The 15,605-nt window shown below is 51.5% G+C and carries 13 protein-coding genes and 1 tRNA gene; 8 read left to right on the top strand and 6 right to left on the bottom strand.

Features of this window, described 5'->3' with window-relative positions; all coding sequences use genetic code 11:
* Nucleotides 1-26 precede the first annotated feature (26 nt).
* Nucleotides 27-1,277: a tRNA pseudouridine(55) synthase TruB gene (truB, locus tag BAQU_RS07595; protein WP_094694377.1), complete on the top strand. Its 1,251-nt coding sequence runs from the start codon at nucleotides 27-29 to the stop codon at nucleotides 1,275-1,277.
* 115 nt (nucleotides 1,278-1,392) lie between these two features.
* Nucleotides 1,393-2,619, top strand: a complete 1,227-nt coding sequence (locus BAQU_RS07590; protein WP_094694375.1) for a riboflavin kinase — start codon at nucleotides 1,393-1,395, stop codon at nucleotides 2,617-2,619.
* A gap of 192 nt (nucleotides 2,620-2,811) precedes the next feature.
* On the opposite strand, the gene radA is transcribed toward BAQU_RS07590, so the two are convergent.
* Nucleotides 2,812-4,215 carry a DNA repair protein RadA gene (gene radA / locus BAQU_RS07585; RefSeq protein WP_094694373.1) on the bottom strand — a complete coding sequence of 468 codons (1,404 nt, stop codon included), beginning with the start codon at nucleotides 4,213-4,215 and terminating at the stop codon, nucleotides 2,812-2,814.
* 79 nt (nucleotides 4,216-4,294) lie between these two features.
* On the opposite strand from radA, the gene BAQU_RS07580 reads away from it, so the two are divergent.
* The gene (locus BAQU_RS07580; protein ID WP_094694371.1) at nucleotides 4,295-4,924 is read left to right on the top strand and encodes a hypothetical protein; all 630 of its coding nucleotides are present in this window, start codon (nucleotides 4,295-4,297) and stop codon (nucleotides 4,922-4,924) included.
* A 277-nt stretch (nucleotides 4,925-5,201) separates the two neighbouring features.
* Nucleotides 5,202-5,291: a 30S ribosomal protein bS22 gene (locus BAQU_RS07575; protein WP_003817716.1), complete on the top strand. Its 90-nt coding sequence runs from the start codon at nucleotides 5,202-5,204 to the stop codon at nucleotides 5,289-5,291.
* An 88-nt stretch (nucleotides 5,292-5,379) separates the two neighbouring features.
* Here BAQU_RS07575 and rpiA read toward each other — a convergent pair whose 3' ends face one another.
* The 4 genes from rpiA to BAQU_RS07555 form a co-directional block, all read right to left on the bottom strand.
* Nucleotides 5,380-6,078, bottom strand: a complete 699-nt coding sequence (gene rpiA, locus BAQU_RS07570; protein WP_094694369.1) for a ribose-5-phosphate isomerase RpiA — start codon at nucleotides 6,076-6,078, stop codon at nucleotides 5,380-5,382.
* Nucleotides 6,079-6,179: 101 nt separating this feature from the next.
* Complete coding sequence (locus BAQU_RS07565) at nucleotides 6,180-7,217, bottom strand: ribonuclease H family protein (RefSeq protein WP_462934139.1); 1,038 nt, start codon at nucleotides 7,215-7,217, stop codon at nucleotides 6,180-6,182.
* Between the two features lie 251 nt (nucleotides 7,218-7,468).
* Nucleotides 7,469-9,145, bottom strand: coding sequence for a phosphoglucomutase (alpha-D-glucose-1,6-bisphosphate-dependent) (pgm, locus tag BAQU_RS07560; RefSeq protein WP_094694365.1), 1,677 nt, complete (start codon nucleotides 9,143-9,145; stop codon nucleotides 7,469-7,471).
* A 91-nt stretch (nucleotides 9,146-9,236) separates the two neighbouring features.
* The gene (locus tag BAQU_RS07555; RefSeq protein ID WP_094694363.1) at nucleotides 9,237-10,331 is read right to left on the bottom strand and encodes a diacylglycerol/lipid kinase family protein; all 1,095 of its coding nucleotides are present in this window, start codon (nucleotides 10,329-10,331) and stop codon (nucleotides 9,237-9,239) included.
* 131 nt (nucleotides 10,332-10,462) lie between these two features.
* Here BAQU_RS07555 and serS point away from each other — a divergent pair, with 131 nt between their 5' ends.
* The 4 genes from serS to BAQU_RS07535 all read left to right on the top strand — a co-directional run bounded on the left by serS (nucleotide 10,463) and on the right by BAQU_RS07535 (nucleotide 13,639).
* Entirely contained in the window at nucleotides 10,463-11,749 is a 1,287-nt protein-coding gene (gene serS, locus BAQU_RS07550) for a serine--tRNA ligase (RefSeq protein WP_094694361.1), read from the top strand.
* A gap of 129 nt (nucleotides 11,750-11,878) precedes the next feature.
* A tRNA-Ser gene (locus tag BAQU_RS07545) sits at nucleotides 11,879-11,961 on the top strand.
* A 453-nt stretch (nucleotides 11,962-12,414) separates the two neighbouring features.
* A complete protein-coding gene (locus BAQU_RS10285; protein ID WP_143241980.1) occupies nucleotides 12,415-12,639 on the top strand; it encodes a hypothetical protein in 225 nt (74 codons plus the stop codon).
* 103 nt (nucleotides 12,640-12,742) lie between these two features.
* Nucleotides 12,743-13,639, top strand: a complete 897-nt coding sequence (locus BAQU_RS07535; protein ID WP_094694357.1) for a Fic family protein — start codon at nucleotides 12,743-12,745, stop codon at nucleotides 13,637-13,639.
* Nucleotides 13,640-13,661: 22 nt separating this feature from the next.
* Here BAQU_RS07535 and BAQU_RS07530 read toward each other — a convergent pair whose 3' ends face one another.
* Nucleotides 13,662-15,152 carry a hypothetical protein gene (locus BAQU_RS07530; protein WP_094694355.1) on the bottom strand — a complete coding sequence of 497 codons (1,491 nt, stop codon included), beginning with the start codon at nucleotides 15,150-15,152 and terminating at the stop codon, nucleotides 13,662-13,664.
* Nucleotides 15,153-15,605: the final 453 nt, after the last annotated feature.

The raw sequence follows: 15,605 nt of genomic DNA, 5'->3' as shown, positions 1-15,605 counted from the left end.
ACGGCATAACTGAATGGATATAAGAAATGGGAGAATCGGGGATCCTGCTTGTCGACAAACCACAAGGTGTCACAAGCCACGATGTGGTGGGAGCGGTAAGAGGGACTTTGCATACACGCCATGTAGGCCATGCGGGAACTCTCGACCCGATGGCTACCGGACTTCTTGTAGTGGGATTTGGCAAGGCCACCAGACTGTTGCGATATATGGTTGGTCATCATAAGGAATACGTCGCGACGATAAGACTCGGTCTTGCTACCGATTCAGACGATGCAGATGGAACCTTGATTCGCCCAGAGAATTCTGCGATGAATGAGATTGAATCCGTTCTCAAAGCCATTACGCAAGAAGGTCTCCAGACACTTGTCAACGAGTTCTTTGTCGGCATGATTGATCAGGTTCCCAGCGCATTCTCGTCAGTCCGCGTGCATGGGAAGCACGCATATGAACTTGCACGCAATGGTGAAATTCCGAATCTCAAGGCACGGGCAATCACTATTTTCTCATTCCAGATTCTTGATGTGCAGCACAGCGAAGTTGAGATTTCTGGCAATGAGGCACCTGGAGTTGCGGCTGTTGCACAGACGTCAGAGGATGAGCAGTCATTGACGAGCCAACGTTCTCTTGGCGGAGACACAGAGTCGTCAGCTGGGGGAGAGCACATGATTGCGATGCCGGTTGTTGATGTGAAGGTTCGCGTAAGCTGTTCGAGTGGAACCTATATTCGCGCTCTGGCACGAGACCTGGGTTCACGATTGGGAACGGGCGGTCATCTTATCGCACTGCGCAGGACTCAAGTCGGCAACTTTCGCATTGGTTCTAGCGAATCTTCTGGCTCTGCAGAGATGAGTGGAAGTTTTGGAGACGAATCCACAGAACGCAATGAAGACACAACGTCTGCAGAAAACATAGCCACCGTGAAAGTCGTGCAACGAGAACACAAGGACAGGAAAACCGGCGAAGTTGAGATCCGTAACCGAGCGGTGATGGCGGACAGCGCCGAAACGCTTCTTGAATATGCTCTAAGCCCAGCGGAGGCGGCTTCAACAATCATGGACTTTGTTGAGATCTCACCCAAGGAAGCCATGGATCTTGCCCATGGACGCGCTATCGACAGGCCTATCAATGCAACGACTGCGGCCATTTATGTGGCTCGTGACAGCGTGGAAACGGATGCGCCGCGTATTGCCGAGGAGCTGAACTCCCCAAGATTGTGCGCCATTCTTGTGCCCGATGGCAATGATATGGCTAGGCCTCAAACCGTTTTCCCCTTGTAACTTCAAGGAATAGCAACTACATCAGAAGTGAGTAAGATGTGTTGAGGTTAGATTGAAGTTTCGGTGAAATGACGGTGTGCATTCGGACTCGACCGAATGCAGCGATGGGAGTTGAATGAGGATCAGCAGACTTACGCCTGACGAAAGCGGCATTGTTCCATGGCCAACGTTGAGCGTGTCCAAGAAGGCAGTGGTTACGGTTGGCGTATTCGATGGCATGCATCGGGGGCATACGGCGCTTCTCGAGCGTGTGAAGACACTTGCCGAGCAGCAACGGGCGTATTCCGTTGTAGTCATGTTCGACCCGCGTCCTGGCGTGGTTCACCATTTTGTGAAGGAACATCAAGGTTTGGAACCAACTGCAGAAGATCTCGCCGTCGATTCTCAGGCGTTGATGAGCGTTGATGAGCGTGCACACAGGATGGCTCAATTGGGCATCGACCATTTGCTGATCGTGTCATATAGCATGGCATTTGCAGCCAAATCGTACCGTTTCTTTCTCGGACAACTGGTTGGCAAAATCGGCATGCGCACGCTCGTGCTTGGCAGCGACGCAGAAATGGGCTCCAATCGTGCAGGCGATATAGATGCGATTCAGCGCCTTGCTGAGGCTACCGGCGTTTTCCAATTGGATGTTGTCGAAGATGTAGGCCCAGGATATACCCGCGTTCCTCGAACGATTGTTCCGCAAGCTCCGAAAGAGGCTGGAGAACCGGATGATCCGCTCACACACTTGAATAAGGATGAGCAGCGGGCATGGAGTAAAAGCCACGATGCTGCCAAAGTTCGTGTATGGAGTTCAACGAATGTACGCTTTCTGCTCTCGCAGGGTCGAATGGTGGAAGCCAACGAGGTGCTGGGGCACAACCATGTCATCGAAGGCAAGGTCGTACACGGTGAGCAGCGAGGAAGAGATCTCGGTTTCCCCACCGCGAACCTGGGCGATCCTGTTGGCGGCTACATTCCTGTCGATGGGGTCTACGCTGGTTGGCTGATTGATCTTGGCGAACATGTCAAGGATTTTGGCGAACTTGCAGGAGAAGATACTGCCGCAATTTCGCAGGCCAATGTCGATGCGCGCATCTCGCCGGGATCACCGTGGCGCTGGCCGGCAGCAATTTCAATTGGCACCAAGGAAACCTACGAAGAAGAGACTGGGTTGCAGCAGCGGGTCGTGGAAGCATACGCGATGAGCGATCATTGGCTTGACCTCTATGATCACGACGTTCGCGTCGAGTTCACCAACTTCCTGCGTCCCCAATTCAAATATGACACGTCCGAGGAACTTGTCGCCCAGCTCAAAAAGGACGAACACAGCGCACTCACGTTACTTCAAGGCTAAGTATGGGAAAAGCGCCGTTCATTGTGAACTTCCGAAAGTATAAAACCACTGGAATGGCATTATTTGAACGAGATTCTGCCTGAAACTCCAGTAAAAAGTGCCACTGTACTTTGACAAGTTCACAATGAACAACGCAAGGGCGAATTTTCGGAGAATAGTCCTGAGAATAGTCCTGAGAATAGTCCTGAGAATCTAGTGGCTGCTGGAGATTCCAAGGGCATTCAAGGCCTCCCTTATGGAGGAAACTTCGAGAAGCTTCATCTTTCGAGGGTTCAATTCTCGGGCGCTACGGCGTTGCCTGGCAATCACGGCAGTGGAAAATCCGAGACGCGCTGCCTCGTCGATGCGTTGTTGCAATCGTGGAACTGGCCGAACCTGCCCGGTCAATGAAATCTCGCCAATCGCGCACATCGTTCTTGGAATGGGGCTATGCGTTGCAGCGCTCGCAAGCGCGGCAACGACAGCCAGATCACAGGCAGGCTCACGGGCGGTTGCTCCGGCCATTGTCGAAACATAGAGATCATTGCTGAGCAATGGGATTCGGCCGTGGCGGTACAGCACAGCAACCAGCATCGCAAGTCGATTCGTATCAACCCCGTTCGTGGCGCGTCGAGGCGCAGGAAGCACCGAGTTTGTGACGAGCGCCTGAAGTTCGATGGGAAGACTGCGATGGCCATCGACCGTGAAGGTAATGCATGTTCCTTCCACCGCATGCTCGTCAGGGGAGAGAAACAATCCGGCAGGATTGCGCACCTCCTCAATGCCATCGCCACTCATGTCGAAGCAGCCAACCTCATCGGTCGGCCCGAAACGGTTCTTGACCGCACGAAGCATACGCAGTGCGGTCTGGGAATCGCCTTCGAACTGGCAAACCACATCCACCAGATGTTCCAAGGTCCGGGGGCCGGCAATCGACCCGTCCTTGGTTACATGACCAACCAGAAACGTTGGAATATTAAGAGTCTTGGCAGCATCAATCAATGCGCTCGCGACTTCTCGCACCTGCGACGACCCTCCGGTGATGCCGTCGACGTCTGCGGAAGAAATGGTCTGTGCAGAATCAACCATGACCAGAGAAGGCTTTTCCTGCTCGATCAGAGCGATGACGGTACCTAAATCGGTGGTAGAGGCGAGGAGGAGTCGTGGCTGAACCGCATCGACACGTGTAGCGCGCATGCGGATCTGAGCCTGTGATTCCTCGCCGGAAATGTAGAGAACCGTCTGATTCTCCCGCGCTGCTATGCGTCCTGCAGACTCGAGCAATAGAGTGGACTTGCCGATTCCTGGTTCGCCGGCAATCAGAACGACCGATCCAGGAACGATCCCACCGCCTAACACGCGGTCAAATTCCTCAAAGCCGGTGGCAATGCGGTGTACCTGATCGGATCCGATCTCGGTTATGGGTGTGGCTGCCTGCGAAACATCGATTCTCGGTGCACGTCTATTGGATGCGCCCGTTTTCGATATGCCACTGATCTTTGCCTCATGAAATTCCTCGATGGTTCCCCATTCGCCGCACTGAGGGCAGCGACCGAACCATTTCACACCACTCCACCCACATTCCGTGCATACGTATTGGGTCGTGCTTTTCGCCATACCGAAACGCTATAAAACTTGACGGACAATTCAGCTGATTTTCAGCTCTGAGTCGTCTGGCTGTGAGAGAATCGGCTTCATGGCGCAATATCAATCAGCAAAATCCCGTCGCATGCTGTTCACGGTTCTGTGGGCTATCGCAGCAATAATTGTCATCGTTCTTGTCAGCGCATTTGTCTGGCCACGTTGGGCGATTCGCAGCACCAATGATGTCACAGCCACACAGAGTGCCTCGTCATCGCAGAGCACCAGCGCTTCAGCAACTCCCACAGCTCCGACAATTTCACCTTCTGCATTGCCGTCAGATGCAACGACCCTGTTGAAGACCATGCCGGATTCGGTTCGCAACTATGCACGAACTCAGGCAGCCTCGGCAACGACGTGGAGCTCATCATCGCCAATCGAGGAATATACGGTGGTGTATTCGACAGGTGACACGACCGAGGACATCACCCTCACCGTCGCGCAATGGGCGACATCAGATGAGGCCAAGCAGCAATATGATACTGTCGCGGCAACACTCACGGGTAGCGAGATTGCATCGGGAAATGTGAAGGTTTCTGGTTCGGCTACCGGAGCGTATGTCGTCAAAACCGATACCTCGAATGAGAAAGATGCTACAGCTTTGTGGCAGAACAGCACGGTTCTGATTCAGGCTCATGGCGAGAAGGAAGCCGTCAAGAACTTCTATCAGAAGTTCCCGTTATAAGTCAGCTGAAACTCAACTGTAACTCAATTATGGGTTATAACAGCAAGCCGTAACTGTTAGCCATAACAACGGATGTGCCCGATTTTACCGATTCTTACCGGTGCCTGTGTTCTTCGATGGTTGGCTACATGATTGCAATTCTCACACTCTGCACATGCCATCAATTCGTTGTGAAGAGGATCGGGAGTGTCTGGCTTGGAAAAACCTCGATAATCGTCGTTGAAGCAGTGTAGTATAGGGCGAGTTGCAATCTTTCAAGTAAGGAACGGAGGCTCGGATGGGTTCTGTCATCAAGAAGCGCCGCAAGCGGATGAGTAAGAAGAAGCATCGTAAAATGCTGCGTAAGACTCGCCACCAGCGCAAGTAGCTTTTATAATATTCCCCGACTGTTAAGCCGGGGATTTTTTTATTCTGGACTCAATGCTTTCTGATGGAGGCAGGCTGCCGGAACATGGCTACTTATTTGAATTCGTCAAGACGCGTGGACCGCGAGGATCTCCGACAATCACTGTGTTGACCATGTTGAGAAATAGACCATGCTCGACAACACCAACGGTGGTAATCAGATCTTCGGCCAAATCCTGCGGATGATCGATGCGGTTCATATGAAGGTCCACGATGAAGTTCTTCTCATCGGTGTGAATTGGAGTTCCTTCGGCATCAACCCTGAGTGTCGGGTCATATCCACGATTTTTGAAGCGAGTGATCACATGCTGCACGCCGAATGGGATGACTTCTACGGGCAGTGGGAAGCGACCAATCGTGTCAACGACCTTGGATTCATCAACGATCCAGACGATCCTGTCTGAGTTGGTTGCAACAATCTTCTCCCACAGCAGTGCAGCACCGCCGCCTTTGATTCCGTTGAAGTTCTGGTCAACTTCGTCGGCGCCATCAACGGTGATATCGATATGGGATACATCATCGATGTCGACGATCTTGATACCAAATGATTCAGCCTGCGCCTTGGTGCGATTGGACGTGGTGACTCCGGTGAAGTGCAGACCTTCCTCCTGGACTCGTCTGCCCAGCTCATCAACGAAGAACTTCACCGTCGAGCCAGTACCCAGTCCCGCAATCATATCGTTGTCAACCAGTTTTGCGGCTTCAATGCCGGCTGCCTTCTTCAACGCGTCCTGTTCAGACTTATCCATAGGTGCCTCTTTCCATACCATGTTTCATACCGTGTGGGCTCAATTCTTAATGAAGAGCACAATTCTCCATAGTAGTGGCCCGCATGCCCGAAATCATACGATTAGTTGTTATTGCTGAGTCTTTCCACACGATCGATCTGCAAGGGTGCATTGCGCAATATTGCATTGCCCTCGCTATCGACGGCAACATCGATGGAAACGGTACCCGTGACATGCATGACATGATCTGGGTGTGTCGAACTCGATGACGGTGGAGGAGTGATGCGAATAGCGCCGGAAACAGCGAGTTGGGATCGACTTGTCTGTTCCTCAGGGAGAGCAAAGTCCAAGACATCTTGTGCGGGTTCCTTGGGCTTTTCATGCGTGTGCACAAGTGATTGTGGACGTGCTGCAGAAGATCGATCAGAGAGGAAGGAGGTTTCGTTTCGCGCATGCGAAGAAGCTGAAAGCTGTGCTCTGACATCAGCGGGAACCGAGACACCTGCGGCATAGGGCGATGCGAGAAGGGACTGCCAACCTTCGATGGGAAGATATCCTGATTTTCTGCCATTTCCGACTGCTGTTGCATAGCCGTGAGCAAGAATGTCGACCTTCTCGTTGAATTCATTTCCGGCATGTCCCTTGACCCATACGAACTTGACGGGGGCTTCTCTCGATGCAATCTCACGATCTATGGCCTTGATTATTTCAACGTTCTTTACTGGTTGCTTCTTGCTGTTCTTCCAGCCATTGCGCTTCCATCCCTTGAGCCAGACGGTTGAGCATTGAATCGCATATTTCGAATCGCTCTCGATGACCAGCGACACGTCGGAGGGATGGGCGCGTAGTGCCTGGAGTACAGCGCAAAGTTCGCCAATCTGATTGGTGCCGTTCGAGGCGCCTCCAGCATCACATCCTGAACCATAATGATCGACCCAGCCCCAGCCCATAGGCCCATTCGGATTTCCCAATGCCGATCCGTCGGTGGAGACTGTCATTGGGGACTCCGAATGGGCCCTTCGCGCCCTGTGAGGGGCGCTCACTTCGCCTGTGGAAAGCCCGCTGGGTTTTCCACCTGTCGGCTCAGCTTTCGGATTTCCCAATGCCGATCCGTCGGTGGAGACTGTGAGAGTTTGTTCGGTTTCTATCGAATAAGTCATGATTCTAGAATACAGAAAGTGCGAGATAGCGTCCGAGTCTTTAAAAACTGACCATTTTTCGCATTACAAATTATTTTGTTGCCTATTTTGAGAATATGCCGAGTATCAAGCGAAATTCGCTACGCCATTTCAACGTTTTCAAACCAGAGTACAGAACCATAGGCAACAAAATAATTAGATTCGTAAAAATCGTCCTCGAATTGATTGAATTCCGTCAATTCGAGGACGATTTGAACAGCGAATGGAAGAAATTACTCTCCGAGTGCCTTATCTACGACTTCCTTTGCTTCGTCAAGCACGGTATCGAGCGCAGAAGGCGAAACGAAGGACTCCGCATAGACCTTATAGATGTTCTCCGTGCCCGATGGTCGTGCTGCGAACCAATTGTCCTTGGTCGTGACTTTCAAACCACCGATCTTGGCGTGGTTACCCGGAGCCTCGGTGAGCTTGGCAGTGATGTCTTCGCCTGCAAGCTTGGAAGTCTCAACATCCTCACCACTCAGCTGAGCAAACTTTTGCTTCTGCGCAAGAGTCGTTGGCGTATCGACACGGCTGTACCAGCTCTCACCAAAGCGAGAGACCTGATCCTTGTGCAATTCCGCAGGATTCTTGCCAGTCTTTGCAGTGATTTCTGCAGCCAGAAGGTCCGGAATCAGACCGTCCTTGTCGGTCGTCCACACACGACCATCACGGCGTAGGAAGCTCATGCCAGAGCTTTCCTCGCCACCGAAAGCAACCTCGCCGGAGAACAACGGGTCAACGAACCACTTGAAACCGACTGGGACCTCAACCAGCTTGGCACCGATGGACTCGGCAACGCGGTCAATCAGCGAACTCGACACGAGCGTTTTCCCGATTCCTGCATGATCTGGCCATCCTGGACGATTGCCCGAGAACAGGTATTCAACGCATACAGCGATGTAATGGTTAGGATTCATCACACCCCAGCCTGGGCACACAATACCGTGACGATCCGCGTCTGGATCTGTTCCGCCAACCAGGTCGTATTTATCCCATGCACCGTTATTCAGCCGGTCGACCAAGCCCTTCATTGCATATGGGGAGCTTGGATCAATACGAATCTTGCCATCGTGATCGATGGTCATGAAACGCCAGGTTGGGTCGGTATCCGGGTTGATGACACCGATGTCAAGACCATATTTTTCATTGATCAGCGGCCAGTAATGAACGCTTGCACCACCCAAAGGATCTATTCCGAGGCGCACGCCAGAAGAACGAATCACATCAAAGTCGATCACGTTGCCCAAATCAGCAACATAGTGCTCGCGGTAATCGAAGCGCTCAACCAGCTCTGACTTCAGCGCTTGTTCGAAAGGTACGCGCTTGATGGATTTGAATGATCCCAGCAGCTCGTTGGCACGGGCTGCAATCGCATTCGTGGTTTCCGCGGGAGCAGGGCCGCCTGTTGGCGGATCATACTTGAAACCACCATCAGTTGGAGGGTTGTGCGAAGGTGTGACCACAATGCCATCCGCAAGGTCGTCGCCTGTGAAGCGCTGTGTGCCATCAGCCGCACGGTTATGTGTAAGAATGGCCTGCGAAACGGTTGGTGTTGGAGTGAAATCATCATTCGCATCGATGCGCACGCGTACACCGTTCGCGACAAGAACCTCGATCGCGGTTTTCCAGGCTGGGTGGCTCAGGGCGTGGGTATCGCGGCCAATATATAAAGGACCGGTAATGTTGGCGGCCTTGCGATGCTCTGCAATTGCCTGTGTTATGGCAACGATGTGTGCTTCGTTGAACGAGGTCTTGAGACTCGAGCCTCGATGCCCGGAAGTGCCGAAGATAACACGCTGTTCGGCTACATCAGGATCGGGAATGGAATCATAGTATTGTCCGATGACGTAATCGACGTCAATCAGATCCTTTTCTGTGGCGGGTAAGCCCGCATTTTTTGCAACCATATACCCATACTGCCACGCTCTGAGGATGTCTGGAAAAGACCGTGTTGTTGAGCGTCTCAGCATATACGCAACGACAAAGGGGACTCACTGCCTATTCCTGAGGGAAGTCAGGTACGCGCACGCAAAGAGCTTCTTGTTCAACGGAGAAGCGAATATGGCTGGTCTCACCTAGGACATCGCCATCAACCTGCACGGGAGCAGCCTTGTCAAGAGTGATTTCAGCGCTTAATCCCTGCAACTGCTCGACCTTAGAATTCGTGGAGAGAGGACTTTGTTCAGCCTTGTGCGTTATGGTCTGGTGAAGCACATCGCCAAACAGGTTCGCCCATCCAATGATGCCACCAGATGTATCAATGATTTCGAAGTCAAGCAGACCATCGTTCCAAGAAGCCTCGGGCATCAGTGAAAGACCAGGAATCTGCCCGCAGTTACCAGCCATCAGCGTGCGAAAGACAATTGACTCCTGGGTGCGCGTCTGACCGTCGGCCCCAGTAATGGTGACAGTGCCGGTATATTTCTTTGCAAAGAGATGCTGCGCTCCGCTGACAAAATATGCAAGCCAGCTGATGTTCTTCTTCAAAGTTGGATCGGTATTGTCAATCATCAGCGCATCGAAGCCGGTGCCGGCGATGATAAGAAATGCGTGAGCATCGTTGTCCTCTTCAGAATCCAGCATTTCCAACCGACCGACATCCACGAAACGCGAGCCATGCGAAGTTGCGACTGCGAGAGCGGAATCAATGTCATCGATGGGAATGCCCAAATTCCTGGCGAAGAGGTTGCCTGTTCCTATCGGAATGATGCCCATCGCATGGCAGGTACCCGCAAGGGCACTCGCAACGGTGCGAACCGTTCCATCGCCGCCAACGGCAACGATGACATCGGCACCATCGTCAAGCGCCTGCAATGCGCACGCTCTTCCATCCTTATCGAGCTCGGTGTTGATGAAGGTGATGTCCTTCAGCCCTTTTTCTGCACAGTACTTACGAATTCGCCCTTTGAGCCGCTTGGCGTTTGGCTTCGATGGGTTGATGATGAACGCATAGTGAACGTGATCGTTGCCACGTTTGAAGAGACGATGAAGAAAGGAATGCCTGCGATACATGCGTATGGAAACAATGGTCACTGCAAGAATGAGCACGAGCCCCGCAAGTGATGAGAGCACGATTATCGCTGAAATGGGCATACCGTAATTGTGCAATACTCATGTGCAAAATGTTCCAGCCGCGGCAATAACTCAACGAATCCTGCACGTAGTATCAATGATGGCGATGCGATGGTCACAGAGTGTCTCAATCCGGCATTAGGCTTTGCCTTATGCTTGATATCCAATTTATTCGCGATCATGCCGATATTGTCAAAGATTCACAACGAAAAAGAGGGGAGTCTGTCGAACTTGTTGATGAAGTTCTGAAGTCGGATTCCGAGCGTAGAGAAGCGCTGCGATCTTTTGAAACCTCTCGTGCTGAGCAGAAGGAAATGGGTAGAAAAGTCGCTTCCGCTGCCCCTGAAGAACGAGCACAGCTGATTGCGCAGACCAAGGAGCTTGCAGCGACGGTAGGCACATACAAGGCTCAGGCCGATGCTGCCACGGAAACGTACACCACTGCGATGTGGAAGCTGAGCAATGTCGTGGAGCCTGAGGCACCAGAGGGTGGCGAAGACGATTATGTTGTCGTGAAAAAGGTTGGAACGCTGCCAGAATTCGAGGCCAAGGGCTTCAAGCCAAAGGACCACCTTGAGTTGGGCGTTGGTGTGGCTGGCATCGATATGCGCCGTGGCGTCAAGGTTTCCGGTTCACGCTTCTACTTCCTGCGTGGGGCAATCGCACGTATGGAAATCGCGATGCTCACCATGGCGGTTGATCAGGCAGAAGAGCACGGATTCATCCCTACGATCACGCCAACGCTGGTGCGCCCGGAAGTCATGGCAGGAACCGGATTCCTGAACTCCCATGCCGACGAAATCTATCGTCTGCGCGAACCCGATGACCAGTATTTGGTTGGAACATCCGAGGTGGCGCTCGCAGGAATGCACGAGAATGAAATTCTTGACCTGGAGCAGGGGCCTCTACGCTACTGCGGTTGGTCAAGCTGCTATCGCCGTGAGGCTGGTGCCGCTGGGAAGGATACGAGCGGCATTATTCGCGTGCACCAGTTCAACAAGGTTGAGATGTTTGTGTATTGCAAGCAGGAGGATTCGCGCGACCAGCATCAGCAGCTGCTCGGCATGGAGCAGGAAATGCTCGGCAAGGTCGAGGTTCCGTACCGCATCATCGATACTGCCGCCGGCGATTTGGGTTCTTCCGCTGCCCGCAAGTTCGATTGTGAGGCTTGGGTTCCGACACAGGATCGTTATCGCGAGCTTACCTCGACATCGAACTGCACGGAATATCAAGCCCGTCGTCTGAACATTCGTGAGCGCGTTGAAGACGGTGGAACTCGCGCAGTAGCAACGCTGAACGGTACCTTGGCGACGACTCGTTGGCTCGTTGCCATCATGGAAAACCATCAGCAGGAGGACGGTTCCATCGTTGTACCAGAAGCAATGCGTGCCTACATGGGTGGTCGCGAGATCATCGAACCGACCAAATGGGAAGCGTAGTCGTCTGGAATTTGATTTCAGGGAAGTCTGAATCATCGGAATTTGAATTTGTAGAAATCCATGGTCAGGTTTATCATGAAACCCGTGCTTGAAGAGGGCTGCATATGAGTTGCCCTATTTCTAGTACATGGACGGGTGTCTGAGCGGTCGAAAGAGACGGTCTTGAAAACCGTTGAACGTAAGTTCCGCGAGTTCGAATCTCGCCCCGTCCGCAGGGGCTTTGAGCTTTGTCTCAAAGCCCTTTTTCCATGCCTATGGCACGGCTTGGGGTTATAGGCAATCCGAGCTTCGCCCCTCAACCCCGGGGGTTATAGGCAAAAAAGTGTGTCCCCGTCATTTCGAGCGGCATTCCCCCCCCGTCATCTCGAGCGGCATTTTTCCCCGTCATCTCGAGCGGAGCGTAGCGGAGTCGAGAGATCTCACCTCAGCGATGCCGGGGTTATAGGCAGAAAGTGTGTCCGGTCGTTATCTGCTGCATGTTGCGTATACTGCGCAGGTTGTGCTTGGAAAGTCGCTTTTCGAGCAAACTCAAGTGAGAAGCGACTTTCCAACACAACCTGGAGAAAAACTGACTGCAAAAGCACAACCTGAGCACCATGCGTTCGCCTATTCCGCTATGCAAGACGTTGCGTCTCATACTCGAACTGGTAAGTCGAGAAGCGGGAATGATTCACGAAGAAGATGTGGAAGATGAGTCCCCAACCGTCGTGGAACTGCGACGCATCCGCACTGAAATCTGGCGCATAGGACACAACGTCAACCAGATCGCGCACAACGTCAACCGCGACATGAACGCCAGCATCGAAGACGAAAGCAGCGCCTACCAAGCAGGCAAACGTATTGAAAAACACCTCGACCGCCAGCAACAAATACTGGATCACGTAAGCTAAAGCAGCCAATCGAAAACGCCGAACAATGAGACAATAGGATAAGCGGAATCGAGAACTGTCGGGCAGACTAACGAAGACATTCGAGAATACGAAGGGAGCGCAGATGACGGATGATGAATACCAAGTCGTCAGTGGTGAAGGCGATAAGGCATCACGTGAATATGGCTGGAAAGTCGGCTTCGGTCTCCAGCAGACCGATGGTTTGACACCATCACGATATGCGGTCGAAGTGGCGCAGGAGCACATCGACGGACGCATCTCATATGCACAGGCATCGCAGCAACTGCGTGAATATCATCAGAACAATCCCGGTCAGGAACCACACCGCGAGGCCGACCTGGTAGCCCAGCGCATCAGCGCGATGTTGCAAACACGAACATTTGCGCTATCACCGGGAGCGTTGCAGGGCATTCATAAGCGCCTGTTCGAAGGTGTATTCAATGCGGAATGGGTGGGCGTATGGCGCAGTGTGAACATCACCAAGAGCGAGCCGGTTCTCAATGGCGCATCGGTATCGTACTCGGATTATGGGAACATCGAGGCAACCCTTGACTACGATTTCGCACAGGAACGCAGACAGCTCGACGCTTACGCGGATATGGGCGACAAAGCGACAGCCGATGGCGTGTTCTCGTTCATCAGCGGCATATGGCAGATACATCCGTTCAGGGAAGGCAACACACGCACCTGCGCCGTGTTTGCCATCCAATATCTCAGATTTCTTGGCTTCGACGTAGACAACCGACCGTTCGAGCAGCACGCAACCTATCTGCGCGACGCACTGGCTCTAGCAAACGCGAGCAGCCGCCAGTTGCGTACGATGCAGCCGTTGCGAGCCTTCGAAACGGCCACGCTCTTCGACCCGTCAATATCTCTTCCTGAGCTGCGCACACACAAAGATGTGCCGGAACCGGACGCGCAATCGACCACTGACGTATTCGATATCGGATATGAATCCGGAGAAATCAACAGCCCGAGCGAGAGCGGCTGGGCAAAGTAGCAGTTTCGCAAATTACTTACGTCTAGCTTATTCTCGTTGATTTCAGCTTGTTATGAACGATTTTTATTATGGGCAAGAGAGAGACTGTGAATGAAATCACCAATAGAAGAGAGACTCGATTGTAATAATGGCAGGTAGGCTCTTTTTGATTCAGCGTGTTCGTTGAATTTGCATTTTTTGAGGGGGCTGGTGACTTAATCTCTTTAGTCCCTTTAGCTTCTAGGCAACTCAAAGTGTCTGAGCCTGGCTTGTTTTCAAGACAATTCACTGTTATATCAGGTTCAATTTCCCGATTATCAAGGTTTCCTAAATGAAGATCAGGATATGATGTTTGAAGATTTTCATTTGAATGTTCCAAGTTTCTCTGAAGATTCACTAGTCTGTTGAATCTACTTCGAGTGAGTATCCTGCCCTTGAAACAAAATGCAAGAATACAAACAACGGTGATGACTGCGCACGGAGTAAGCATTGATAACCAAGATATTCCATACGATGTGGTTTGAATCAACATCACACTGATTGAAACTGGGAAGAGAAGTGTATAAAAAGCTGAAGTCATGAACCATAGACTCGCGTTTTGTCTCCGATAAGACTCGTCCAGATTAAATTCCAAGTTTGCAATGCCAAGTCCGATCGTCACGAACGTTGGTAACCACAATAAGGCAATGCATACTGCAAAAAACAGACCATATTCCCACGAATGGTTTCCGGCAAATACAATCGTCGCTGTTGCCACTAAGAAGAACAGCGTCGAAAGAGATAGGGCAAATCTCGGTATCGTACTAAAGCAGGATAATATCCCAATCCGAGTAAATAGTGGAAGTGTCTTTCCTGTGCGGTAGTTGTTGTTTCCTTGCTGTCGTTCATGTTTGAATGTGGCAGCGTCGTCGGTTTTCGCGAAGCCCGAGAACTCTTGTGCCTGTAAAGTATCACCAAGGCGTTTGATAAGTAATCTATTGGCAGCATATCTGTGCCTGATGTCAGAGTCTAGATACGAGAACAGAATGAACTTTATATCCATCCATAAACAGGGGATAAAAATCAACGCACAAGGGATAATTCCAAGTTTGTAAGCCAATCCTGGTGTGAAGAAAAACATCAAAATCATTACCGCGAAGCTCATCCAGTACAATATGCGCGACATTTCCGCGAAAGAAACATTTTCGCCAGTATCTGTATTTGGGTTGAGCGGTCGAGTTTCCCATCGTTCTGCGCACACCGCAATGGCAACGGTAATCAATAATATTTGGAATCCAAGAACAACTTCTAAAGAGTTTTCAATAGTTGGATGAATCACACTTCGTAGTGAAGCGAAATTAATTTTTCCGTTCATCCATTCCCAATGAACAATGGAATCCCACAATGTTCGTGCTTCAGAGTGGAAATAATATTCTCCAATAAACATATATATCGTAGCTGGTATAGATGCTATGAAACAGATGAAAAAAACCCAACCCTTGACTGTATAGCGGTTCTTGGGCTTCTCATTATTCTTGTTCTGGGAATTCACCATATTTATTTTGCTCCTTTTATTCTGCTGATCTGCACAATTTGTGATCCTTGCTGTCACTTGAATGATGTGGTCAGCCAATAACCAAGATAATCAGCTAGTTATCTGTTGCGACTGATCGTCACCGATCTTATGACAGTGTGTCTTCTCTATACACCAGAGCTACTTTGAAGAAACGCAAGAATCGTCATATGATTCCTAACATCACGCGAGGCTCGAACCCCAAGGGGCTGCTCAGATATCTGTTCGGTAGGGGACGGCATAATGAGCACACGGACTAGCATTTGCTTTGTGCCAGCGACGACATGCTCGAAGCGTTCGGCGTGGATGGGCAGCCGGTCGAGCCCTGGGAACATATCGCCAGACGGTTTGACCGGCGCTACCGTGTGATGCAGCGTAAGGGATTGGACTGCCCGGCCGACCAGCGCGGCAAACCCGAAGCTGACGTTCATGCGA

Source organism: Bifidobacterium aquikefiri (assembly GCF_002259795.1).
Lineage (GTDB): Bacteria > Actinomycetota > Actinomycetes > Actinomycetales > Bifidobacteriaceae > Bombiscardovia > Bombiscardovia aquikefiri.
Note: the sequence above shows the minus strand (reverse complement) of the source record. Positions and strands in the feature narration are given on the sequence as shown.

Excerpts from the sequence above, each read along its gene's own strand:
- truB (WP_094694377.1), top strand. The coding sequence starts at position 27 with ATGGGAGAATCGGGGATCCTGCTTGTCGACAAACCACAAGGTGTCACA.
- BAQU_RS07590 (WP_094694375.1), top strand. The coding sequence starts at position 1,393 with ATGAGGATCAGCAGACTTACGCCTGACGAAAGCGGCATTGTTCCATGG.
- radA (WP_094694373.1), bottom strand. The coding sequence starts at position 4,215 with ATGGCGAAAAGCACGACCCAATACGTATGCACGGAATGTGGGTGGAGT.
- BAQU_RS07580 (WP_094694371.1), top strand. The coding sequence starts at position 4,295 with ATGGCGCAATATCAATCAGCAAAATCCCGTCGCATGCTGTTCACGGTT.
- BAQU_RS07575 (WP_003817716.1), top strand. The coding sequence starts at position 5,202 with ATGGGTTCTGTCATCAAGAAGCGCCGCAAGCGGATGAGTAAGAAGAAG.
- rpiA (WP_094694369.1), bottom strand. The coding sequence starts at position 6,078 with ATGGATAAGTCTGAACAGGACGCGTTGAAGAAGGCAGCCGGCATTGAA.
- BAQU_RS07565 (WP_462934139.1), bottom strand. The coding sequence starts at position 7,217 with ATGACTTATTCGATAGAAACCGAACAAACTCTCACAGTCTCCACCGAC.
- pgm (WP_094694365.1), bottom strand. The coding sequence starts at position 9,145 with ATGGTTGCAAAAAATGCGGGCTTACCCGCCACAGAAAAGGATCTGATT.
- BAQU_RS07555 (WP_094694363.1), bottom strand. The coding sequence starts at position 10,331 with ATGCCCATTTCAGCGATAATCGTGCTCTCATCACTTGCGGGGCTCGTG.
- serS (WP_094694361.1), top strand. The coding sequence starts at position 10,463 with ATGCTTGATATCCAATTTATTCGCGATCATGCCGATATTGTCAAAGAT.
- BAQU_RS10285 (WP_143241980.1), top strand. The coding sequence starts at position 12,415 with ATGATTCACGAAGAAGATGTGGAAGATGAGTCCCCAACCGTCGTGGAA.
- BAQU_RS07535 (WP_094694357.1), top strand. The coding sequence starts at position 12,743 with ATGACGGATGATGAATACCAAGTCGTCAGTGGTGAAGGCGATAAGGCA.
- BAQU_RS07530 (WP_094694355.1), bottom strand. The coding sequence starts at position 15,152 with ATGGTGAATTCCCAGAACAAGAATAATGAGAAGCCCAAGAACCGCTAT.